The following is a 20,791-nucleotide window of genomic DNA, read 5'->3' as shown; positions in this document are numbered from 1 at the left end:
ATAATTCGAAAAACCGACAGTACGCCCACGGTCTAACAGGAGAACTTGGCGCACCACGAATGTAGCGGAAATTTCGATAGGCTCAATCAAAGTCGGCGACATCTGCTATTTCTGCGATAATGTGACTGGAGGTCTTGGTTAGACCATGCGCCGAGGCTGAGCGATACGGCATTGTTGATTCTGGTCCCATGTGATGAAATGCCCCCTCTGGGGGCAGGTCAAGAAAACCTTGAGTCATCCCGATCCCGAATAAGGAGAAGTTCGTGGATTTCGATCGCGCAATTAGCGAACCGTTCGCACGTTTGCTGACGTTCCACAATAGCTTCAACCGCAGCATCAAGGTGAGCTTCGGCGCCATGTCTCTCCTGTCCGATCAACGGGTCAGCGGCGACAATTCGCAGGCCTTCGCCTTACCGACCGGGAATGAGCCTTGGGGCAAAGCCACGCATTGGCGAGACCTCGATGGACCAGTGAAGGATGCGGCGATTTTCTTGGCCGAACTGGGCATCGCCCGGGCAGCAGCGGCATTCGAAGATTATGCAGACGGCGCCAAGGGCGAGTTCGATCGGGCAGGCCTGACCCAAGTCGGCGCGAAAAAGGACGGGGTTTCGGCTCTGCACGGGTTCGACGCCGTTGTGGGCCTCGACACGAAGGACTTGACCGACCTGCTGCGTCTGGCCGAGTTTTTCGACACCGCGCGAAACTGCGTCGTCCACAGGTCCAACAGAGCAAGCGCCTATCTCGCGTCGCTACGCGCCGATCCTGCCCTGGAAGCCACGCTCGGTCGCTGGCCCAAGCGGATCGGTAAATGGTCGATATCTTTGCCGCCCGTCATCGAAGGCCATATCGTGGAGTGGCGACCTCGCCATGCTATCCTCGCCTCCGACGTCTTTTACCGTGCGGCGGTCCAACTCGACCGGGTGCTGGTCGGGAAAATGGGACCGGCAGCACTCACGCGCATGGCCGCCCACTGGTGCTTCTTTGCGGATCCGCCGGTCCCTTGTCGCTCCAAGCACAACCCAGACATAATGATCCGTTCGCAGTTGATCGACCGATACAAGGTTCGCGACCTGTCCGTCGCCGAGACGATCGCCCTGCTTCGCGAGACAGATCAGTGGGATGCCGTTCGCCGGGCCTGGACCAAGCGCTACCCAAATGGGCCGGAAACGGCACTCGCTAGAAACCGGCGCGCCAGAAAGGCCGACACCAAATTCGCCTTGGGATCGAGAAGTCGCAAGGGGGGCTTATGAAGCACCACTATGTTCCTCAATTCCTCCTGCGCCGCTGGTGCAACGACGCAGGCAAGCTGCAAAGCTTCAAGATTCTGGGCGGGCGTGTCCTGTGCCGTGCGTTGACGCCCGAATATACAGGCTATGAAAATGCCCTCTATGCCGTGGTCGCCAACGCGCTCGGTATCAATGAAGACCATCTCGAAAAGAAGCTCTTCGGTCCCATCGACAGCAATGCCGCGGTTACGCTCCGCAAGATTGAGCAGCGCGAGATGCTCGGCGAGGACGACAGGATCTCCTGGGCCTTCTTTCTGAACTCGCTGCGCGTGCGCCAATCGGACGTACTCTCCCATCTGCGGACCGAAGGCATGGCAATGATGAAGCGCTTCCTAGCCGAAGGCGATGCAGCGCTTCCGGAAGGCTGGCCACCCGCCGAGCAATGGTTCGAAGAGCATAGCCCCGGAATGATGGAAGCGCATAGCCTCATCTCCTGGCTCTCCCGGATCGTGCTGCATGACGAAATGACCGATCGCTTCGCCAAGCTCCATTGGTGGGTCAAAGAGTTCAAGCCCGAGGCACCCAAGCTGCTCCTCTCCGATTTGCCGATCCATTGGGAGGGAGGCTTGAATACCGGAAAATTCTTCATTCAGTTGCCGATCGCGCCCGACCGGATATTCTTCGGCACGGAGCATGCTGAGACCGAGGCTTTTCTCAATGCTCTTCCCGGCGCCGAACTGATCCGCCGCGTTAATCGAGGATCGCTCGCATCTTCGTCTAACCGGATCTGGGGCAGGGATGCGCAGGAGGGGCGCACCTTCATCGAGGCCAATCTCGATATCGTCGGCGCAAATGTCGAGCGGTTCGATGTGGTCGCAGAGCGGCACGGGAAACGGCAAGAAAGGGAGAACGAAGCAGCCTGCCCAAATAAGGCTAGTTTCGACTGAAACCATACGTTGCAGCGCACCAAATCTTGATGATTAGTCGGTGGCTTTCAGCGATCTCATAGGGTGTCATTAAAGCCTGGTTTGTTGGTGCTAGCAGTCCTCATTGGAAACGATGCAGCCCCTGCTTCTTTTGATTGTGCCGGGAGGTTCGAATTTTTCCGCCTATGGCCCCGCGTTCGGCTCGACGTCTCAATCAGGAACGACCAATGACCCATGGCCGTCGATCAACCAATCGCTGATTTTGTCACCGACCTGTTCGCCGCCATGTTCCTTGATCGCGCATTCCCACACGATCGCAGTTCGCCATCCGGACTCTTCGAGAGCGGCGAGCGTCCTTTGATCCCTGAGTACATTCTGCTCGAATTTCTGCGCCCAGAACTCCGGTCGAGTGGTAGGCGTGGTCGTGAACCGGCAGCCTTCGTGACGATGCCAGAAGCATCCATGGACGAACACGACTGCCCGAAATTTCGGAAAGACCAGATCTGGCCTGCCCGGCAACCCCTTGTAGTGCAGCCGATATCTCAGGCCCCGTGCATGCAGCGCTTTTCGCAGGACGAGTTCGGGCTTCGTGTTCCGCCCCTGGATCCCCGCCATCATTCTGGACCGCGTCGCCTTGTCGACAACGTCTGCCATCACGAATTCCCCTGGCTAGTTCCGCCGGTCCTGGTATGTGCTTGAACCATGAAAGGAATTGTCGGGCGGATGACCAGAAGTTTCAAGACTGTTGACCTGTTTGCGGGGCCGGGAGGTCTGGCGGAAGGTTTTTCTTCGCTGCGAGATGAAACGGGAGGCAGGGTCTTCGATATTGCGCTTTCGGTCGAGAAAGAGTCGTCCGCGTTCGCTACATTGCGCCTTCGCAGTTTTGTTCGGCAGTTCGCCGAAACTCCGCAGGCCTATTATGATTATATTGCCGGCCGGATCTCGAGAGATGACCTGATCGCGCAACATGCAGCCGAATGGGCTGCAGCGGTTCGTGAAACCATGATGCTGGAACTGGGCACGGAATCGGCGACAGCCGTACTGGATCCGGTGCTTGACGAAATTCGCGAAGCGGCTGGAAACGAAGCGATCCTGATCGGGGGGCCGCCCTGCCAAGCCTATTCGCTTGTTGGTCGCGCCCGCAATCGCGGCATCAAGGGGTATGATCCCGCCGAGGATCAACGTCACTTCCTCTATCGTGAATATATCCGGATCATCGGGAAGCTGAGGCCGGTCGCCTTCGTGATGGAGAATGTGAAGGGGATGCTGTCTTCCAGGGTCGAAGGCAAAGGCATCTTCGATCTGGTGTTGTCCGACCTGCGTTCAGCAGGCGGCAGTCCCGACAGCTACACGCTCATTCCTCTGGTTGCAGGTGGCAAGGGGCGCCACGGCGGCCATATCATTCGGTGCGAAGACTATGGCATACCCCAGAGCCGCCACCGCGTGATTCTTCTGGGCATTCGCTCCGACCAAATATCGAGTGACGACAGCGGGATGCTCTCCGGACATACGCTGGAACCCGTCGCCACTCAGGCGACGGTATCGTCGGTCCTGTCCGGTATGCCGAAACTTCGCAGCGGTCTCAGCCGTACCGAAGACAGTCCGGAAACATGGCGCAAGGCTGTCATCGCGGCCTATCGAGCGGCCGCTTCTGCCTGCCGCAATGAAGGTACGTGGCTGAACCGTATTGCCGACACATTGGCCGGTCATGCGCGTGATCTCCAGGAAATCGAGGAGCTTCCGCCGCGGTCCAGCAGGCAGATGACGTCGGTATCGGACAGCCGGCTGGGGGCCTGGCTGAGCGATCCGGAACTGCGAGAACTCCCCAATCACGAAACCCGCGGGCACATGGAAAGCGACCTCGCGCGATATGCCTTTGCCGCGGTGTTTGCCGAGCACTTTCAACGTTCTCCCAAGGCGGATGAATACCCCGCTCAACTGGCCCCTGCACATGGGAATTGGGACTCAGGCAAGTTCGCGGATCGCTTCCGGGTGCAGCGCTGGAACGCGCCCTCCAGCACCATCACCAGCCACATATCCAAGGATGGGCACTACTTTATTCACCCCGACCCGACTCAGTGTCGCAGTCTGACCGTCAGGGAGGCGGCACGTTTGCAGACGTTCCCCGACAACTACTTTTTCGAGGGCAACCGGACCCAGCAGTTTGTCCAGGTCGGAAACGCTGTTCCACCACTCCTTGCTCGTCAGATTGCGAACATTCTCAGGAACTTGCTTGCATAAGCGCGACTGCCTCGATCGGCGCACGTTCTGCACATTCTCGCAATATTTTTGGAATGTAATCGGGTGGATTGACGCGAAGCGCGAATCGTGACACATTTCCAGTATATTGTGATAATGTGAGGTTCCTATGCGCGACAAGCGTCAAAAGTTCGTCGAACTTGCGGAGGCAAGAGTCAACAAGGCGCTGAAGGACATTCAGCTGATTGGCAATCTGTCCAACAGGTCGGCCTATGAATTCAGCGAAGCTGATATCCGAAAGATCTTCGGCGCCCTGCAGAAGGGCCTCGAAGGTGCCAAGGCGCGCTTTTCGAAGGAAAGCGAGGGCAGCGGCGGCGAGTTCCGGCTGTAGGCGTGAGCGGCATCTTCAGATATGAGTGTGGAGTTCAAGCATGAGTGGCTGGTCCTGGATATGGCCTTCGGTCGGAGGCACGCCCATAAATCAGGGGCTCGACAGCGAGATGTTCGACCGCGTCGACTATCCCTATTCGGAAACGTTCGTCCGAGAGGCCATCCAGAACAGTCTCGATGCCCGGCTCGACATGACAAAGCCGGTCGTGATCCGCTTCTCCTTTCATGAAGATCGTCTTGGAAAGCGCGGGACCTTCCTCAGGCAGGCAATGGGGCACCGTCAACGAGCCAACCTGCCTGTACCAACAGGCTGGGCCAGTGAGCGGATCAAATGGATCGTGGTCGAGGATTCGAACACCAAGGGTCTGCTTGGCGATCTGAAGGATCGAAAAGGCGATTTCTGGGGGTATTGGCTGAACTTCGGCCTTTCGAACAAGACCGGCACCGGACGGGGAGGCAGAGGCATCGGCCGGGTGACCTTTCTGATTGCCTCACAGATGCACACCGTCATCGGGCTGACCCGGCGCTTCGACGACAAGGCCGTTGCCGCATGTGGCATGTCTGTACTGAAGGCCGATCAATATGGATCGGACTTCAAGTCCACCCATGCATATCTTGCCGAAAGCGAAGAAAACTCGATTTACAGGCTGCATGATGGAGCGGAATTTCACGCATCGCTGGTCGATGCATTCCGGCTTTCGCCTTACCCCCAGGATGCCGATCGGACGGGGCTTTCCCTCGTCATCCCGTTTCCTCATGACGAGCTGGATGAGGACGGCATTCTTGCCGCTGCGATAGATCATTTCGCTCCGGCAATTCTCAACGGAACCTTGGTCGTCGAAGTGGGTGTGGATCGCCTCGACAAGGATTCAATCAAGCAGGTTGCGCCCTGTGTGTCGCAACACATCAAGTCGAAGCCGGTCAAGGGCGGGACCAGCCGCTATCTGGCAATGATCGACGCTGGTCTTGCCGGTTCAAAGTCGGCCATCCATCTGCCGGATGCCAAGGCGAAGCTGTCCGATCACCGGAACCTGCCCGATGCAGAACGCTACCGAGAGAAGCTCGCCAACGGCGAGACGATCGCCTTCGAGCTCACTTTCCCGATGACCAAGTCTGGCCAGACCACGGAAGTTCGCTTGACGATTGTTGCTGCACCGACACCGTATGGCAAGATGCCGTTGGACCGTCTCTTCCGGGAAGGGATGAGTCTGCCGGATGTTCGCAGCCGGCGGCCCGCTGACATTGATCTCGTGATGCTGATCGATCAGGAGCCGCTGGCTCAATATCTCAATTTCTGTGAAGGCAAGGCGCATCTCGACCTGCTTGAATCCAAGGAGGTTCGGACGAAGCTCGCCGACGCCGGCTTTGATGGAATACACGTGAAGCGACTGGTGAAATCGCTTCCGGACGATCTTCGCGAGTTCTTGACCGAAGAAAGTGCAGAGCCGGACACTTCGGTGTGGGAGGGATATTTTTCCGTGCCGGACCCGTCCAGTCCGAAGAAGAAAGTCCCGAAGCCCAACGAGAAGGATCCGAATCCGGATCCTCCCACTGTTGTCGATCCGCCGCCAGCCAATGCAAGTGCGGTTACGGTAGACGCACTTGAAAATGGCTTTCGTCTCAATTCCAACGCCGACTACACAAAGTTCCCGGCCTTGGCGGATGTCACGGTTGCCTATGCGGATGGGTCGGGCAAGCCGCCATGGAGCGAGTATGATTTCCGGTTCGAGGATCTGGAAATCCTCTCGGAAAACTGCACGCCCACCTTCACGGACAATCGTCTGCGAATTCAGGACTGGGTGTCCAGCAGCATGATCGAAGTCAGAGGCTTCGACACTCGCCGTGAACTCGACATACGCATAAGGACCGAGAGCAATGCGTCGGCGGATTAGGCTCACCGGGAGACGTCAGCTCAGCAAATCTGTCGTCAGGGTCTCGCTGACCGAGATCGGCGGAAAGCCGCTGGTGACAATGACCTTGGTCAGTCCCGATGCATTCAAGCAATTCCCACAGAATGCACGGGTTTCCTTGCGTCTCGTCGAGAACAAGCGGGTCGAGATCGTTGACCTTGGAACGATTGGCAAGATGAGCAGCAGCCGGGAGTTGCAGTCTCAGGGCTTTGTCGCGCCGAGTTGTCAGCTCCGGATCGCTGATCCGGGCACGAAGGCCATGGGACTGCTGCTTGCCAGTACAGACAGCTGGACCTTGAAGAAGAATGACCACAAGGACCAGGAAAGTAGCAAAGGCATCCTGCTGTTCCTCGCGGATGATACGGCTCCCCAGTCATGGAAGCTCGAAATCCGGGAATCGGACTATCCCCTGGTCAAGGTGGACAAGCGTATAGCAAACGCCGCGATGTGGGCTCGCAACGATCCCGTTTTTGTCGGCGCAGTGCTTCCCAGCGTCGTGAAGCAGGTCTTCGAGGAAATCCTGCGGGGGGAATACTCCGACGACTTGCCTTGGGTCGAGGACTGGCTGAAATGGGCCGATTCCATCATGCCCGGCGACAATCCGCCGACAGATCCTGAGGAGAAGGACGAGCGGCAGAACTACATCGAACGTCTTCTGGATTCGTTTTGTTCTCGCCACAACCTGGCAGACCAGCTGCTACAGGCAACCCAGCCGGGAGACGCCGAATGACAGAATATCCAGCCATATACGAATTCACACCGATGGGGCTGGTCGCTTTCAAGCGGATCTTTGAGGGAGACCTGCCGGAGAGCGCCATCAATCCTGTTGACCCGCAATTTGCGCTGCCGGTCTCGGGCACCAAATCGATCAGCGACGCCCCTGCCGCAACTTCGAAAGAGTTGGCTGCTCGAGTGCTTCAGTCACTGGGTTCCGAGTGGACGCATGTGTTGCCCAGAGCCGGCATCTGGGCATGGCTGACATTCATACTGCGCGACGTTGTGTTCCCGAAAAATTCCGAAGGCGACAGGAAGCCAAAGGAAATCCATCGCTGGTATCCGAGTAGTCCTGGAGACTGGCAGAAGGCCCAGCGCCATCTGGTCCGGATGCCGGTGGTCCTGTTGGGAAGCCTTGGGGATGCCGCTGATCATCTGCTGTGCGCCCACCCCTCGGTTCTGCCTGAAATACGCGAGCAGCTGACAAGTCAGCAGGACATGTTCAGCATGGAATTTCAGAGAGCGGCCCGTCAACTCTATTTCGATGATGGCAAGAACGGGCTCAAGCGAGGAGCGGGCGGCAAGACGGCCGGTACGCCTCGACGGCTGGCCAAGGTGCGACAGCAGCTGGATGTCACCTGGAATCTTTTCGATCTGGATGCAGCGCACATCGTGAACCTGCTTCCCAGGGAATTCGATCGCTTCAAACCCAAGGCACAATAGGCACCCGAAAGGCAGACGCAGGAAAATGGCATATCCCTATGTACTGGCACAGGACGCGATGGCGAAGCTGCGGGAAGCGATCTACCTGCTGCTGACCGAAGCGCCCGCATCTGGTTTGAAGAACGCCCAGATCGGCCGATCACTTGGTATATACTCAGGACACGTCGGCCACGAAGGGCATATTTCCCGGACCGTTCTTGCATTGATGGAAGCTGAAGGGGTGGTCGAGCAGAACGCAGAGACGAAATGCTGGCGCATCCGCGACAACAAGACCAGTGATAGTTCAGGCAACAATCAGCAGTGATGCTCGGCGGGTTGGCTCCGGCATTCTCGATTACCATAGCATGATCTACAAGTATTTTCCTCCGAACCATTACAGTCTGGAAAACCTCCAAAACGGCGTTCTGTTTTGTCGGCATTTCGAGGATTTCAACGACCCATTCGAATTCTGGTCGAGCCTGCTGCAAGGGATCCCGACCTTGAATGAAGTGGATCGATTCAAGGCCGCGTGCGCTACTTGGGGCTTTGTGGACGTGGATATCCTTGATCCTCCGGACGATTGGCAGGAATATTTCGAGTCACTCGACGAGGCGCAACCTGATTTCCAATTGCTTTTCGACCACACCCGGATCGCATGTTTCTGCGCGGCACCGGACAATCTTCTCATGTGGTCTCATTATGCCGATGGCATGCGCGGTTTCTGCGTTGCCTTTGATGAAAGTCTGATCCTCGGAGACGATCCCAAGGATTACCTAACCGATGTCGAATATCTTGATGCGCCTCCGCTCGTGGACAGTTTCATCTATGTCGTCGCTGAAGATCAGTACGACTATCACCTGATGGCGATCGACGAAACAAAGACGGAAATGAAATATTTCGACAAGAAGGAAGTATGGCTAGGCCAGCTGGAAGACTTCCAGCAATGTGCGGATGAGGCGCTCGCATTGATGAAGTCGATATGGCGCCGGGCATTCGCGGCAAAGCCTGCAGAATGGGCTTATGAACGAGAGATCAGACTCCTGATCCGTACCATTGAGGGGGGAAAGCAACCGATCAAGCGAGCCTATCCAACGGAAGCGGTGAAGCAGATCATCATCGGCGAGAAGATGGATAAGGCATTCCGAAGCGAACTCACCAAGTTGATTGCCGACAGGTTCCACGGCGTGCCGGTACGAGAAGTGAGGCGATTGCCGAGCAGCTACGGTCTCGAGATCAGCTGAGTCTGTCGCGCAGTCCCCATCTCGTGGACATCCAGCAGATCGAATCCCGACCGCGTGCCTATAACCATCACGCGCTGGCTCACCAGCTTCCGCGTCCGGCGCCACGACGGAACATCAAGCGCCCAGACCCCGCCGCCATCCATGTGCAGTTCAAAACCGCGCGGGGCGAGGTGTAGTATTCCAGTCACTGTATGACGAGTGCCGCGCGGCATCGAGCCTTCTCCGAATGTAGACTATAAGTGACATGAGAAAGGCTTCCGCGCCGAACGAAGTCAAGCGGAATGTCACTGATCGTCTGTAGACGGATCGACTGCGGACGCGTGTTTCTCTGGCGATGGACGATGTTCGCCAGCGGCTTGCCGCCAATTTGAGAAAACTGCGTCAGGACAAGGGCCTGAGCCAGGAAGCCTTTGCCGATGAGGCGCGGCTGCACCGCACCTATGTGAGCGACATCGAACGCGGCGCGCGCAACCCCACGATCACGGTCGTAGAGAAGCTTGCCCATGCGCTCGGCGTATCAATGGGCAATCTGCTGGACTAGGTACGTTCAGCGTTCGTCGGGATGCACGACCGAGCGATTGTGCAGCTCGACCATCGCCTGCCATTCTTCCTGGCTCATGGGTTCAGGCACCACCAGCCAGCCGCCCTTGACTTCTGCCGGGCCATGCCGATCGTGCAGCCGGTCGATATCGGCCGCCGCGCGTACATCGCCGCTCAGCGCCTTCCGTCGCAGCGCTAGGAGCACCAGCTCGGCCGTGGTGAGGCGGCGGATCTTGCCGTCGATCTTCACCTTGTGCTTCTCCATGGCGATTTCGCGGACGATGGTCTCGACATTGCGCGCGCCCTTTCTTCGTCCCTTGCGGGGCGCCGGATTACCCGGACCGAAAGCACGGCCCTTGGGCGGAGCATCGCGCCCGCCAGCTGCGTTCACACCCTTGCTCACAGGTCCGGATACCCCCTTGCTTCGTCGTAATGCCGTTCCTCATCGCTCCGGCTCACCAGATAGCGCGCCCGCGCCCATGCCCTCTGCTCCTCATTCCAGGGCGGCGGCCCGACATTCTCGGCGAGATCCATCGCCATGGCCCTCGGCATGCTGTTGGGGAGCAGCAGCGCGCCACCGCCAATGCCGGAAGGTGGCGCCTCGAGAACGCCATGGCGATCAAACTGGGCGATCAGATAGCGGATCGCCCGCAGATCGTCGTCCTTGAGCGCCTTTCGCACCATCTTGCGCAGGACGGCCTCCTTGGGGGAGACCGTCCGCGCGCGCCCTTCCTGGATCGCGGTCATCGGCTCATCGAGAATAGCGCGCACATCGATCGCGCCCTTCTTCCTGGGCCGATCGCCGGGATTACCTGACTGACCGGGCTTGAACTGCCGGTTGCGGGGCGGGCGGCCCTTGCCGACGGTGTAGTTGCTCATTCCGCGGCCTCGTTCACATCGGCCAGCCTTTCGGCGGCGACTTCCTCAACGCTCCGTCCATCGACATCGAGCAAGGCTTCGAGGCCGCAGATGTCGCGCATGCGGTGGATGATCACATCGCAATAGACGGGATCGATTTCGATGCCGTAGCCGCGCCGGCCGGTCCGGTGCGCGGCGACGAGCGTGGTGCCAGAGCCAGCGAATGCGTCGAGCACGACGTCCTTGCGCCGCGAGCAGTCAAGGATTGCATCCGCAACCATCGCCACCGACTTCACCGTCGGGTGCATCGCCAGATCCTCATCGCGGCTGGCGCCGAAGCTGTTGGCGCCGGCATAGGTCCACACATTGGTGCGGTAGCGCCCGTGCCTGCCCAGCTCGACATTGTTGACGTGAGGCGCCGTGCCTGACTTGAACACGAACACCAGTTCGTGGGCGGAGCGATAGAGCGAGCCCATGCCGCCGTTGGTCTTTGCCCAGACGCACAGGTTCTTGAGCTCGGTATAGGCGGCATCACCAGCCGCGAGCATCTCGCCCATGTGGCGCCAGTCCATGCACTGGAAATGGATCGCGCCGTCCGCCGAGAAGGCGGCAAGGTGGCCGAATACGTCGGTGAGGAAATCGGTGAACTCGGTGCTCGACATTTCGCCCGATGCCATGGCGAATTCGCGATGGCGGACATTGCCGAGTCCCGACACATGCCCGCTGATCGGGACATTATAGGGCGGATCGGTGAACACCATCGCCGCCTTCTCCTCGCCCAGCAGCGCGGCATAGGTTTCAGCGCGCGTGGCATCACCGCAGATCAGGCGATGCGGCCCGATGCGCCAGATGTCGCCGGAACGGGTGAGGGCGGGGCCGGTGGCGGGCTCGGGAACCGCATCGGCGGGATCCTCGGCATCGCCATCAAGCGACAGTTCGCCGATCAGCACGTCGATCTCGGGCGGATCGAAGCCGGTGATCGTCACATCGAAGTCGATGTCGAGTTCGGACAGATACCTGAGCTCAAGCCCTAGCAACTCGCGATCCCAGCCGGCATTCTCCGCCAGCCGGTTGTCGGCGATGACATAGGCGCGGATGTCCGCCTCGCTCATGTCGGCGAGGCGCACCGTTGGCACCTCCGCCATGCCGATCAGCTTTGCGGCTTCGACCCGGCCGTGGCCGGCGATGATGCCGTCCTCCTCGTCGATCAGGACCGGGTTGGTGAAGCCGAAGCGCCGGATTGACGCGGCGATCTGCTCCAGCTGCTTCTTGGTGTGCGTGCGCGGATTGGTGGCGCGGGGGCGAAGATCGCCGATCGCGCGATAGATGATTTCAAGCTTTGCCATGATGGGCTCCGTGCCTTGCCGGAGCCTGCCGCATGAAAAAGGCGTGGGCTCCGGATGTTGATCCGAAAACCACGCCTCACCCATGCTCGGCGGTGGACCTTCCCGGGCGGGGCCGAACCCATGTCCAGCTTGACCGCCCCGCAACGGCGCGACCATCGCGGCCCATGCCGCGCATCGTCAGTCCCGTCTAAGGCGGTCTTTGTATAGTGTCACATCGCCGGATGGTGAAGGTAAAATGTGACATATAGGGAAATATTCGAATGGCGCTTTGGCCCACACATTGCGGCGATGTTGGATCGATCCCAAGATTCTTCGCCACTCGAATCCGAGTGACGGCGACCAAAATTTATTGCTAGGACAACACTGTGAGCAGTTTATCGAAAGAAGTTGATCTGGCGTTGGAGCAGTTTGGGAGGCTGGGCCCAATGAGCGAGCGTAGTGCGCTTGCTCCGCTGTTGACGACTGCCGGCGCTGCACCTGCGGCCCGTGATGAAAGGTTCGCCAAAGGCGTTTCCAAGTTTGTAGACCACATCGGATCGGAGGCCGACAAGCGCGTTCAGGATCTTTCGCTGATTTGGCGGCTCACATCAGTCTCCGCAATGCGAGAACATCGACGCAGGCTGATCGAAGGCCTGAGCCGGGGCGTGCCCCCCTTCGAGGAATTGCCGACCGAAATGCCTGATCCAGACGATCGTCGCCATTTCGGGGATGCGATGTCTGCCCTCAACGGGACTTGGCTGCCAGTCTATCTTTCGAGAGCAATCACACAGGAACGGGATGGTGAAAAGGCGCGAGAGGCGCTTTCGCGCGCGTTCGTCACCAACGTGCTCAATCTCGATGCTCAGGTCCAGTTGCTTTCTGATGCGTTGATAGATGTCCGTTTCGATCAACAAGACCCGTCAGCGGGTCGATCGAGGAGGATAGCAGCAATTCTCGACGCACTCGGCGAAGCAGTCTGGTCAAGCGAAGCGGAGATTGTACCGGGCGATTCGTTTGGCCTCGCGTACAACAACCTGGTGGAAAATCTCGCGCGCCGTCCTTCAAATGATAGGTCAGCATCACTCTTGGCGGCACGATCTGTACTGCGCTTTCTCGTCCTTGCCGTTCGCCTCCATGGAACGCTCGCGGCTGATGCCGGAACGTATAGGTTTCTGGGGCCGCTCAAACGCTCTCTGGGCACGTCAAATTGGCCGGAAGAACTGCTTCCTGAGCTGAATCGCGCAGCATCTCAGGTGTTTGAACAGCTATTATTCCTGGTTCGCCTTAAAATGCCGGACGCTGACCTCCGCCGCATTTATTTGTCCATGGTCGGCGACGGAATTGGCAAGAATCGCCTTGCTCAAGCTACCGAGGATCCATCCCGATTCGAGCCCGATCTGGCCCATTGGCTTCGAACTGGAACATATCGAAGAAAATTGCCTACCCAAACCGCCGTCGAGGAAACGGCAGTTTCGGCAGTGGATCGCGACCTCGGCTTGGCCCTTCGAGAGACGGAAACCATTCGCGCGACCATCGGTGCAATCGCTTCTGATGTTATCTCGGCAGCGGATTTTCATTCGTCGCGCCTTGGAGAAGATTTGAAGAGCGTCTTTGACCGGACGGATCGATTGATCGCTCATATTGAGAGTGCTGCCAGGCGCCGCAATCTTGTTTTGAAGGGGGAACCGGGTGAAATCGTCCCATTTTCACCAATCGAACATGAGCCTGTAGATAACGCGATCGGCGCACGCACTGTTCGAATCAGATCCCGTGCTGTTGAACGCGTCTTAGATGGCAAATCGGCGGGCGTAATTGTGAAAGGTGACGTCGAAGGCACCTAGAAGGGGGTACTGGTGGATCAGGATAAGGCGAAAGAGTACGTCCAGAACCTGTTGGACAGGCTTGCTTTGGTCAATGGCAGGTTTGAACTGCCCGGTGGGGTGATCTCTGCAAGGGAACGGGCCGCTCTTGCCGTTCTCGCGGACTTTCAGGACGATGCAAGCCCAATTATCGATCCAGTCGTTTCTCCAGTTCTCGCAGCGCCTGCCATAGTCTCCCCACGCGTGTCCCTTTCTGATGACTGCCTTAACACGGGCTACGACGATAGCGCTTTGCTCTGTATCGACTTCGGCACCGCCTATTCCAAGGCAGCAATCTGGCGCGAGGGTGAGGAGGCGCCAATCCCGATTGATCTAGGCGGTGCGACAGGAGGTGGGCTCACCTCGGATTCCGCTGCATATATAACCGATGGACACATATTCTTCGGTCCCACTGCTGTCAGTAGGCATGCTGAAGAGGGCGACATAAGCCGACAGTTATTCGCATCACCAAAAGAACATCTTACACACGACCACGCCCGGTTTCAGGCTGATAAGCCAGCTACCGATGTCGACCCCACTAGCCTGTTTCGAACGCGCGATCTTCTTGCTCTATATTTGGGTTATCTCACTTCACTGATCGGTGAGCGCGTCGAAGCTCTGGGGATTGGACGCCACGTGATCCGACGGTTCGCTGCACCCGGGTGGGGTGACGCGCAGATATCAAAAACCACACCTCACTTCGAGGCCGTGTCGGCACAGCTGAAGCACCTATTGATTGATGCTCAGATACTTGCAGACACGTTACCCGACGCTGCATGGCGGCAAGGACTTGATGTTGCCACTGCCCGTGCGGCTCTGGACTCACTCGCAGAGATTTCAAGCGAACGACGCGAAGGTGCCAATTTTGTGGAACGGCCGGTTCTCGAAGCAGTGGCTGCGGCGACGGGCGTTCATGACAAGCTGATTAATACCAGGCCACAGATGCTCGTCGTCGATGTTGGAGCCGGCACCACTGACATCGGTGCGTTCAAATACAATGTGAGCGAGAATGGCGCCAAGGTGTCAGCATATCGTGATGGCCTGCGGGCGATCAGAACCGCGGGGAACCGCCTTGATGACGCTTTGATTGAGTTGGCATGGTCAAAGCTGGGGCTGGCTGCGGATTCTCAACTTCAATTGACACATGCCCGCAAACTGCGCGCCGGCGTCAGGGGGGTGAAACAGGATCTCTTCGGGTCAGGCGCGGTCCGCGTCGACGTTGATGGCTTTGACGTAGTCAATATCGAAAGTCATGAATTCTGCGCAACCAAGATCGTCTCATACTTCGCGCGCACGTTTGAGGAACAAGTAAAAAATGCGCTCAACTCGGCTGGTATTGGAAGCCGGAATTTTCTGGAAACAAACCAGCCCAATGTCGTCGTTTTTACAGGTGGTGGGGGTTCGCTGCCTTTCTTGCGTGATGTGTTCGCGAAGCCAATCGAGCTTTCTGAAGGCAAGGCGATCTTCGAAATTCACGACCCGATCCCCGAATGGGTGGATTCATATACCAGCGATGTTGCGGAGGTCTTCCCCCAATTGGCTGTTTCGACGGGCGGTTGCTCCCCACTTCTACCGGATGAAAAGGGTTCGGTGGTTGATACAACCATTGCTGCGCCCCGCTCACTGGCTCCCATTTACCGTTAGCGTCATGAGGGCGGCGGCTCTTCCGAAAAGCTGTTCCGTCTGAAATGAGCGATGGGGTGGAGCGAACGAGAGTGACAGAGAAAGCTGCCATCACATCGGCCGTCGAGATGGCCCGATCCCGAGGCATCGATCCAAAGCGGTTTCGTGCCGCGCTCCGGGGCGCCGGGCTGCAATGGCACTCTCATAACGGCCGTTGGGAGGTTCGCGTCGGCAGCACCGAGCACGCCGACATGACACGAGTGCTCGATACGCTCGCCCATGGCAGGGGGATCAAGCCCGCCATGAGTACGGCACTTAACCGCTCGCCGTCATCCGTCAGGGCGAGCAGCGATGAGGCCTGGATCATCGACATCTGCGACGCAGTCCTCGGCAGGAAGGCTTCTCGCCAACACCGTTTTCCGTTTCTGCAGGGCGATCCGGGACCCTCTGGTCGACGGTCATTACTTCCCGTCGATGCATATTATCACGACCTTCGCCTCGTGATCGAATACCACGAGCGGCAGCATACCCAGCGCGTGAAGCTGTTTGACGACCGGATTACGGTGTTGGGCGTGCCGCGCGGCGAGCAACGACGGCGGTATGATGACTATCGCCGCACCCTGTTGCCCCGGCATGGCTATGGACTGGTTATCTTCGATTATGCGGAGTTCGATCATACAAGCGGCGGTCGCCTGATGCGAAACAGCCGCGATCGCGAGATTGTGACCGCGAGGCTTCAAGCATATTTGCGCAGCACCGACACATAAGAGGCCTTCCACGCGAACTGGCATGCCTTGCTGGATGGTTGTGGCCAGAGCTCCTGACCTTCTTCATTCAGCGTCAAAAAGCTTTTCGCGGGCAAGCCGCACATCAATTGACTCGGGGGTCGAAGCGGCCTGTAGCCGTTCCAGTCTTTCCCTCAGCCAGTTCATGAACCTCGCGACCTGTTCCGGGACGTGCGGACCATCAACCATTTGTTCCAGCGACAGCAGATAGCCTTCCAACCGGACCGTTCCCTCATGCTCGGTCACCAGTTTTTCCAGCACGGCATTACGTTTGCGCTCGAGTTCGGCACGCCGTTCGGCCTCGACGCGGCGGCGTTCGGCTTCCTCGCGTGCCAGCCGGCGACGTTCATCAGCCTCGCGGTTCTCCCGCTTCGCGACAGCGATCGCGGCGATGCTGGAAACGATCCTCGGGATCGCGTTGGTGACGTCCCGGTTTTTGGCATCCGCAAACTTCCCCCGGATGGTGGGACCCCAATATTGGTTCTCCGTCCGGATCCGCACTTCCTCGAGTCTTATCGCTAGGCGACCCTGATATCGCTCCTCCCACTTCGGAATGTGCGGGCAGCCCCAGTCCCGATTGTAGCCGGTCCGTTTCCGATAGGCTTCGCGCTCAGCCTCCCATTTTGCTACAGCCTTCAATTCGGCCTCGGTGGGGACGTGCTCGACGCGGTCGGCCACCTCGGCGAAATCGAAAGAGACTTCTTCACCTTCGGCACGCCACACCGCACCGCGCTCTCCCGCAGCCAGCGTAATCCCGGCTGCTCGAGCGCTTCGAACCAACTCTTCCAGAATCTGTTGAGCGCGCGTCGCTGAGTCTGGGCGGAGGGCGACTGTGATCACGTTCTTGCCTTCGGTCTTCGCAAGGCCTGAGCGATCAGCCTTGGCCTTGGACAGGCGTTCGATCGTGCGACGAAGTATCGGATCGCCGACTTCATCTGACTCCTGTTCCGGCCGACCGACAATGGCTTGATGGACTCGCGCCCGGGCCATGGCCGCCGCTTCGCTTTCTGCCGACCCGGCACCCTCACGAATGATGATATGATACTGACTGTTTGCGCCTCGCGCTTTCGGCAACGGCTTGTTGGTTACCGGCTTCCCATGCGCCTTCTTTGCCCAGTATCCCAACGGCGGCGTCGGGATTTCATGCTTTCGGCAGATCTTGTGCAAGGCTACATCCGATAGCCCGAATTCCTTGGCCAGCCTCGTCATGGGGCGATCCCAGACAAGCGCATAAAGCTCTTCACGGGTCAGTTTCGCCACGTCACCTTGTTCCCTGATCAACCGGTATTGTTCGCTGAACGACGTCTATGTCTTCCCTGTTACCGATCGTCCAACAGGCGCGGGTTTAGGACGCAAAATCAGATGCTTCCGTCGATACGACGTTATGAAAGGGCGGTTTCGCGATACTCACCGCGCTATTTTCCCTGATAACAGGGAAAGCAAGCGTCGTTCGCCGACGACTACGCACACCGCCACTACCTTCCCCACCCGCAGAACAGCGTCTGCGCAGCGCGTCGGCGGCGCAGCCAACCGCGGCGCGGAAACGGATCAAATGATGCTTGAAAGGCCCTCCCCTCCGGTCTTTGACACAATGGAAGGAGGGAATGGCGCACCCGGAACGATTCGAACGTCCGACCCCCAGATTCGTAGTCTGGTGCTCTATCCAGCTGAGCTACGGGTGCGTGGAGACGCGCCTTTAAGGGGCTGCGCGGAGTCGCGCAACCCCCTTTAGGCGATTATTTGCGCAGCGCCGCCTGCGCCGCCGCAAGCCGCGCGATCGGTACGCGGTACGGCGAGGCGCTGACGTAATCGAGCCCCGTTTTTTCGCAGAAATGGATGCTCGGCGCGTCACCGCCATGCTCGCCGCAGATGCCGAGCTTGATGCCCGCGCGCGCCGCGCGCCCGCGATCCGCGGCGATTTCGATCAGCTGGCCGACGCCTTCGACGTCCAGACTGACGAAGGGGTCCGTCAGGAATATCCCCTTGTCGACATATTGCGTCAGGAAGCGCCCGGCGTCGTCGCGGCTGATGCCGATCGTCGTCTGGGTCAGATCGTTCGTACCAAAGGAAAAGAATTCCGCCGACTGGGCGATTTCGCCCGCCATCAGCGCGGCGCGCGGAAGTTCGATCATCGTGCCGACGAGGTACGCAATCTCGCGCCGCTTTTCGGCGAACACCGCCTTCGCCTGCGCGTCGACGACCGCCTTCATCAGATCGAACTCGCGGCGCGTGGCGACGAGCGGGATCATCACTTCGGGAATCGGCGCCGCGCCGGTTTCGGCGGCGACGTCGCACGCCGCCTCGAAGATCGCGCGCGCCTGCATCTCGTATATTTCGGGGTAGGTGACGCCCAAGCGGCAACCGCGATGGCCCAGCATCGGGTTGAATTCGTGCAGCTCGTTCGCGCGTGCCTTCAGCGCCTCGATGCCCACGCCCGCGGCTTCGGCCACATCGGCGAAATCCTCTTCGCGCGTCGGCAGAAACTCGTGCAGCGGCGGGTCGAGCAGGCGGATCGTCACCGGCAGGCCCGCCATGACGCGGAAGATTTCGGCAAAGTCGCCGCGCTGTTCGGGGAGCAGCTTGGCGAGCGCCGCACGGCGCCCATCCTCGCTGTCGGCCAGGATCATCTCGCGCACCGCGGTAATGCGCGCGGCGTCGAAGAACATATGTTCGGTGCGGCAAAGCCCGATGCCCTCTGCGCCGAAATCGCGCGCGACCTGCGCGTCCTGCGGCGTCTCCGCATTGGTGCGCACCTTCATCCGGCGCACCTTGTCGGCCCAGCCCATCAGCGTGCCGAAATCGCCGACGAGTTCGGGCAGCAGCGTCGGCACCGCGCCCGCCATCACTTCGCCGGTCGACCCGTCGAGCGTCAATATGTCGCCTTCGCGAAGCTCGCGCCCGCCGACGCGCAGTACGCGCGCCGCGCCGTCGATCGACAGCCCGCCCGCGCCGGAGACGCAGGGGCGGCCCATGCCGCGCGCAACGACCGCCGCGTGGCTGGTCATCCCGCCGCGCGCGGTCAGAATGCCCTTTGCGGCGTGCATTCCGTGGATGTCTTCGGGGCTCGTTTCGACGCGAACGAGGATCACCGCCTCGCCCATCGCCGCGGCTTTCTCTGCGCTGTCGGCGTCAAACATGATCTTGCCCGATGCCGCGCCGGGACTAGCGGGCAGCCCCTTCGTCAGCACGTCGCGCGGCGCATTGGGATCGAGCGTCGGGTGGAGCAGCTGGTCGAGCGCGCCGGGATCGACGCGCTGCACCGCTTCCTCTTCGCTGATCAGCCCCTCACCCGCCATTTCGACCGCGATGCGCAGCGCCGCCTTTGCAGTGCGCTTGCCCGACCGCGTTTGCAGCATCCACAACGTCCCGCGCTCGACGGTGAACTCGATGTCCTGCATGTCGCGATAATGGGTTTCGAGGGTGTCGAAGACGCGGCCGAGCTCCTCGAAGGTCTCAGGCATCGCCTCTTCCATACTGAGCGGCTTGGCGCCCGCCTTTTCGCGCGCTTGTCGGGTCAGATATTGCGGCGTGCGGATGCCCGCGACGACATCCTCGCCCTGCGCATTGATCAGCCACTCGCCGTACCAGGCGCGCTCGCCCGTCGCGGGGTCGCGCGTGAAGGCCACACCCGTCGCCGACGTGTCGCCCATATTGCCGAACACCATCGCCTGCACATTGACCGCGGTGCCCCATTCGGCGGGGATCGAATTGAGGCGGCGATAGACTTTCGCGCGGTCGCTTTCCCAGCTGGCGAAGACCGCGCCGACCGCACCCCACAGCTGGTCGTTCGGCTCCTGCGGGAAGGGCGCGCCGGTCTCGCGCTCGACGATCGCCTGATATTGCTTGACCAGCGCCTGCCAATCCTCGGCCGCCATTTCGGTATCGAGGTAGAAGCCCTTGTCTTCCTTTGCGATTTCCAGCGCCTCCTCGAACTCGGCATGGTCCAGCCCCATGACGACGTCGGCGTACATCTGAACAAAGCGGCGATAGCTGTCCCACGCAAAGCGCGGATCGCCCGACGCCTCGGCGAGCCCCACGACGGTCTTGTCGTTGAGCCCGAGGTTGAGGACGGTGTCCATCATCCCCGGCATCGAAACGCGCGCGCCCGAGCGGACCGAGACGAGCAGCGGGTCGGCGGGGTCGCCGAATGCCTTGCCGGTGATGCCCTCGATATGCGCAATGCCCGCGGCGACCTCTTCGACCAGCCCCGCGGGATATTGTTCGCCATTGGCATAATAGGCGGTGCAGACGTCGGTGGTGATCGTAAAGCCCGGCGGGACCGGCAGGCCGATCGAGGCCATTTCGGCGAGGTTCGACCCCTTGCCGCCCAGCAATTCCTTCGAACGCTCGGCCGTTGTGGCCGCGCCGCCGAACAAATGCACCATCTTCGTCATCATATGCTCCTGCTGCCCCGGGGAGGAGGTTGGCGCTGGATAGGGTGGAGTAGGCTTATCGTCGATTCAGTTTTACTTCGTGCGTTGCAAAGCTGCCGC

Annotated in this window: 20 protein-coding genes and 1 tRNA gene; 13 read left to right on the top strand and 8 right to left on the bottom strand. The window is 59.5% G+C overall.

Features of this window, described 5'->3' with window-relative positions:
* Positions 1-263: 263 nt before the first annotated feature.
* Positions 264-1,250 carry a hypothetical protein gene (locus RIA72_RS07040; RefSeq protein WP_350031597.1) on the top strand — a complete coding sequence of 329 codons (987 nt, stop codon included), beginning with the start codon at positions 264-266 and terminating at the stop codon, positions 1,248-1,250.
* On the top strand, positions 1,247-2,173 hold the full coding sequence (locus RIA72_RS07035; protein ID WP_350031596.1) for a DUF4238 domain-containing protein: 927 nt from the start codon (positions 1,247-1,249) through the stop codon (positions 2,171-2,173). The genes RIA72_RS07040 and RIA72_RS07035 overlap by 4 nt, the downstream gene beginning before the upstream one ends.
* A gap of 189 nt (positions 2,174-2,362) precedes the next feature.
* On the opposite strand, the gene RIA72_RS07030 is transcribed toward RIA72_RS07035, so the two are convergent.
* Positions 2,363-2,806: a very short patch repair endonuclease gene (locus tag RIA72_RS07030; protein WP_350031595.1), complete on the bottom strand. Its 444-nt coding sequence runs from the start codon at positions 2,804-2,806 to the stop codon at positions 2,363-2,365.
* A gap of 69 nt (positions 2,807-2,875) precedes the next feature.
* Here RIA72_RS07030 and RIA72_RS07025 point away from each other — a divergent pair, with 69 nt between their 5' ends.
* From RIA72_RS07025 to RIA72_RS06995, 7 genes are all read left to right on the top strand, one after another.
* The gene (locus tag RIA72_RS07025; protein WP_350031594.1) at positions 2,876-4,393 is read left to right on the top strand and encodes a DNA cytosine methyltransferase; all 1,518 of its coding nucleotides are present in this window, start codon (positions 2,876-2,878) and stop codon (positions 4,391-4,393) included.
* A 127-nt stretch (positions 4,394-4,520) separates the two neighbouring features.
* On the top strand, positions 4,521-4,742 hold the full coding sequence (locus RIA72_RS07020; protein ID WP_120219631.1) for a hypothetical protein: 222 nt from the start codon (positions 4,521-4,523) through the stop codon (positions 4,740-4,742).
* A 40-nt stretch (positions 4,743-4,782) separates the two neighbouring features.
* Complete coding sequence (locus tag RIA72_RS07015; RefSeq protein WP_350031593.1) at positions 4,783-6,633, top strand: hypothetical protein; 1,851 nt, start codon at positions 4,783-4,785, stop codon at positions 6,631-6,633.
* On the top strand, positions 6,617-7,381 hold the full coding sequence (locus RIA72_RS07010) for a hypothetical protein (RefSeq protein ID WP_120219633.1): 765 nt from the start codon (positions 6,617-6,619) through the stop codon (positions 7,379-7,381). The genes RIA72_RS07015 and RIA72_RS07010 overlap by 17 nt, the downstream gene beginning before the upstream one ends.
* Entirely contained in the window at positions 7,378-8,088 is a 711-nt protein-coding gene (locus RIA72_RS07005; RefSeq protein WP_350031592.1) for a hypothetical protein, read from the top strand. The genes RIA72_RS07010 and RIA72_RS07005 overlap by 4 nt, the downstream gene beginning before the upstream one ends.
* 25 nt (positions 8,089-8,113) lie before the next feature.
* Positions 8,114-8,392: a hypothetical protein gene (locus tag RIA72_RS07000; RefSeq protein WP_350031591.1), complete on the top strand. Its 279-nt coding sequence runs from the start codon at positions 8,114-8,116 to the stop codon at positions 8,390-8,392.
* 40 nt (positions 8,393-8,432) lie between these two features.
* Positions 8,433-9,308, top strand: coding sequence for a DUF2971 domain-containing protein (locus RIA72_RS06995; protein ID WP_350031590.1), 876 nt, complete (start codon positions 8,433-8,435; stop codon positions 9,306-9,308).
* On the opposite strand, the gene RIA72_RS06990 is transcribed toward RIA72_RS06995, so the two are convergent.
* Positions 9,287-9,520: a DUF5818 domain-containing protein gene (locus tag RIA72_RS06990; protein WP_350031589.1), complete on the bottom strand. Its 234-nt coding sequence runs from the start codon at positions 9,518-9,520 to the stop codon at positions 9,287-9,289. The two genes, RIA72_RS06995 and RIA72_RS06990, sit on opposite strands and share 22 nt — an antisense overlap.
* A gap of 122 nt (positions 9,521-9,642) precedes the next feature.
* Here RIA72_RS06990 and RIA72_RS06985 point away from each other — a divergent pair, with 122 nt between their 5' ends.
* Positions 9,643-9,849, top strand: coding sequence for a helix-turn-helix domain-containing protein (locus tag RIA72_RS06985; protein ID WP_350031588.1), 207 nt, complete (start codon positions 9,643-9,645; stop codon positions 9,847-9,849).
* Positions 9,850-9,855: 6 nt separating this feature from the next.
* On the opposite strand, the gene RIA72_RS06980 is transcribed toward RIA72_RS06985, so the two are convergent.
* Genes RIA72_RS06980 through RIA72_RS06970 form a run of 3 tightly spaced genes read right to left on the bottom strand, consistent with a single transcriptional unit; the run spans position 9,856 to position 12,052 of the window.
* A complete protein-coding gene (locus RIA72_RS06980) occupies positions 9,856-10,251 on the bottom strand; it encodes a DUF5681 domain-containing protein (protein WP_350031587.1) in 396 nt (131 codons plus the stop codon).
* Positions 10,248-10,727, bottom strand: coding sequence for a DUF5681 domain-containing protein (locus RIA72_RS06975; RefSeq protein ID WP_350031585.1), 480 nt, complete (start codon positions 10,725-10,727; stop codon positions 10,248-10,250). The genes RIA72_RS06980 and RIA72_RS06975 overlap by 4 nt, the downstream gene beginning before the upstream one ends.
* Positions 10,724-12,052 carry a site-specific DNA-methyltransferase gene (locus RIA72_RS06970; protein WP_350031584.1) on the bottom strand — a complete coding sequence of 443 codons (1,329 nt, stop codon included), beginning with the start codon at positions 12,050-12,052 and terminating at the stop codon, positions 10,724-10,726. The genes RIA72_RS06975 and RIA72_RS06970 overlap by 4 nt, the downstream gene beginning before the upstream one ends.
* Before the next feature lie 425 nt (positions 12,053-12,477).
* Between RIA72_RS06970 and RIA72_RS06965 the strand changes: the two genes are divergently transcribed.
* The 3 genes from RIA72_RS06965 to RIA72_RS06955 all read left to right on the top strand — a co-directional run bounded on the left by RIA72_RS06965 (position 12,478) and on the right by RIA72_RS06955 (position 16,280).
* Positions 12,478-13,872 carry a hypothetical protein gene (locus tag RIA72_RS06965; protein WP_350031583.1) on the top strand — a complete coding sequence of 465 codons (1,395 nt, stop codon included), beginning with the start codon at positions 12,478-12,480 and terminating at the stop codon, positions 13,870-13,872.
* Between the two features lie 12 nt (positions 13,873-13,884).
* Entirely contained in the window at positions 13,885-15,534 is a 1,650-nt protein-coding gene (locus tag RIA72_RS06960) for an Hsp70 family protein (RefSeq protein ID WP_350031582.1), read from the top strand.
* A 71-nt stretch (positions 15,535-15,605) separates the two neighbouring features.
* A complete protein-coding gene (locus RIA72_RS06955) occupies positions 15,606-16,280 on the top strand; it encodes a hypothetical protein (RefSeq protein ID WP_350031581.1) in 675 nt (224 codons plus the stop codon).
* A 63-nt stretch (positions 16,281-16,343) separates the two neighbouring features.
* Here RIA72_RS06955 and RIA72_RS06950 read toward each other — a convergent pair whose 3' ends face one another.
* The 3 genes from RIA72_RS06950 to ppdK all read right to left on the bottom strand — a co-directional run bounded on the left by RIA72_RS06950 (position 16,344) and on the right by ppdK (position 20,692).
* A complete protein-coding gene (locus RIA72_RS06950; RefSeq protein ID WP_350031580.1) occupies positions 16,344-17,558 on the bottom strand; it encodes an RWP-RK domain-containing protein in 1,215 nt (404 codons plus the stop codon).
* 345 nt (positions 17,559-17,903) lie between these two features.
* A tRNA-Arg gene (locus tag RIA72_RS06945) sits at positions 17,904-17,980 on the bottom strand.
* A gap of 54 nt (positions 17,981-18,034) precedes the next feature.
* Positions 18,035-20,692, bottom strand: coding sequence for a pyruvate, phosphate dikinase (gene ppdK, locus RIA72_RS06940; RefSeq protein ID WP_350031579.1), 2,658 nt, complete (start codon positions 20,690-20,692; stop codon positions 18,035-18,037).
* Between the last annotated feature and the right edge of the window lie 99 nt (positions 20,693-20,791).

It is taken from the genome of Sphingopyxis sp., assembly GCF_040216815.1.
Lineage (GTDB): Bacteria > Pseudomonadota > Alphaproteobacteria > Sphingomonadales > Sphingomonadaceae > Sphingopyxis.
This window is presented reverse-complemented; position numbering and strand designations above follow the sequence as displayed.

What these genes read in the sequence shown, in the direction of transcription:
- RIA72_RS07035 (WP_350031596.1), top strand. Translation starts at nt 1,247, where the DNA reads ATGAAGCACCACTATGTTCCTCAATTCCTCCTGCGCCGCTGGTGCAAC.
- RIA72_RS07030 (WP_350031595.1), bottom strand. Translation starts at nt 2,806, where the DNA reads ATGGCAGACGTTGTCGACAAGGCGACGCGGTCCAGAATGATGGCGGGG.
- RIA72_RS07025 (WP_350031594.1), top strand. Translation starts at nt 2,876, where the DNA reads ATGACCAGAAGTTTCAAGACTGTTGACCTGTTTGCGGGGCCGGGAGGT.
- RIA72_RS07020 (WP_120219631.1), top strand. Translation starts at nt 4,521, where the DNA reads ATGCGCGACAAGCGTCAAAAGTTCGTCGAACTTGCGGAGGCAAGAGTC.
- RIA72_RS07015 (WP_350031593.1), top strand. Translation starts at nt 4,783, where the DNA reads ATGAGTGGCTGGTCCTGGATATGGCCTTCGGTCGGAGGCACGCCCATA.
- RIA72_RS07010 (WP_120219633.1), top strand. Translation starts at nt 6,617, where the DNA reads ATGCGTCGGCGGATTAGGCTCACCGGGAGACGTCAGCTCAGCAAATCT.
- RIA72_RS07005 (WP_350031592.1), top strand. Translation starts at nt 7,378, where the DNA reads ATGACAGAATATCCAGCCATATACGAATTCACACCGATGGGGCTGGTC.
- RIA72_RS07000 (WP_350031591.1), top strand. Translation starts at nt 8,114, where the DNA reads ATGGCATATCCCTATGTACTGGCACAGGACGCGATGGCGAAGCTGCGG.
- RIA72_RS06995 (WP_350031590.1), top strand. Translation starts at nt 8,433, where the DNA reads ATGATCTACAAGTATTTTCCTCCGAACCATTACAGTCTGGAAAACCTC.
- RIA72_RS06990 (WP_350031589.1), bottom strand. Translation starts at nt 9,520, where the DNA reads ATGCCGCGCGGCACTCGTCATACAGTGACTGGAATACTACACCTCGCC.
- RIA72_RS06985 (WP_350031588.1), top strand. Translation starts at nt 9,643, where the DNA reads ATGGACGATGTTCGCCAGCGGCTTGCCGCCAATTTGAGAAAACTGCGT.
- RIA72_RS06975 (WP_350031585.1), bottom strand. Translation starts at nt 10,727, where the DNA reads ATGAGCAACTACACCGTCGGCAAGGGCCGCCCGCCCCGCAACCGGCAG.
- RIA72_RS06970 (WP_350031584.1), bottom strand. Translation starts at nt 12,052, where the DNA reads ATGGCAAAGCTTGAAATCATCTATCGCGCGATCGGCGATCTTCGCCCC.
- RIA72_RS06965 (WP_350031583.1), top strand. Translation starts at nt 12,478, where the DNA reads ATGAGCGAGCGTAGTGCGCTTGCTCCGCTGTTGACGACTGCCGGCGCT.
- ppdK (WP_350031579.1), bottom strand. Translation starts at nt 20,692, where the DNA reads ATGACGAAGATGGTGCATTTGTTCGGCGGCGCGGCCACAACGGCCGAG.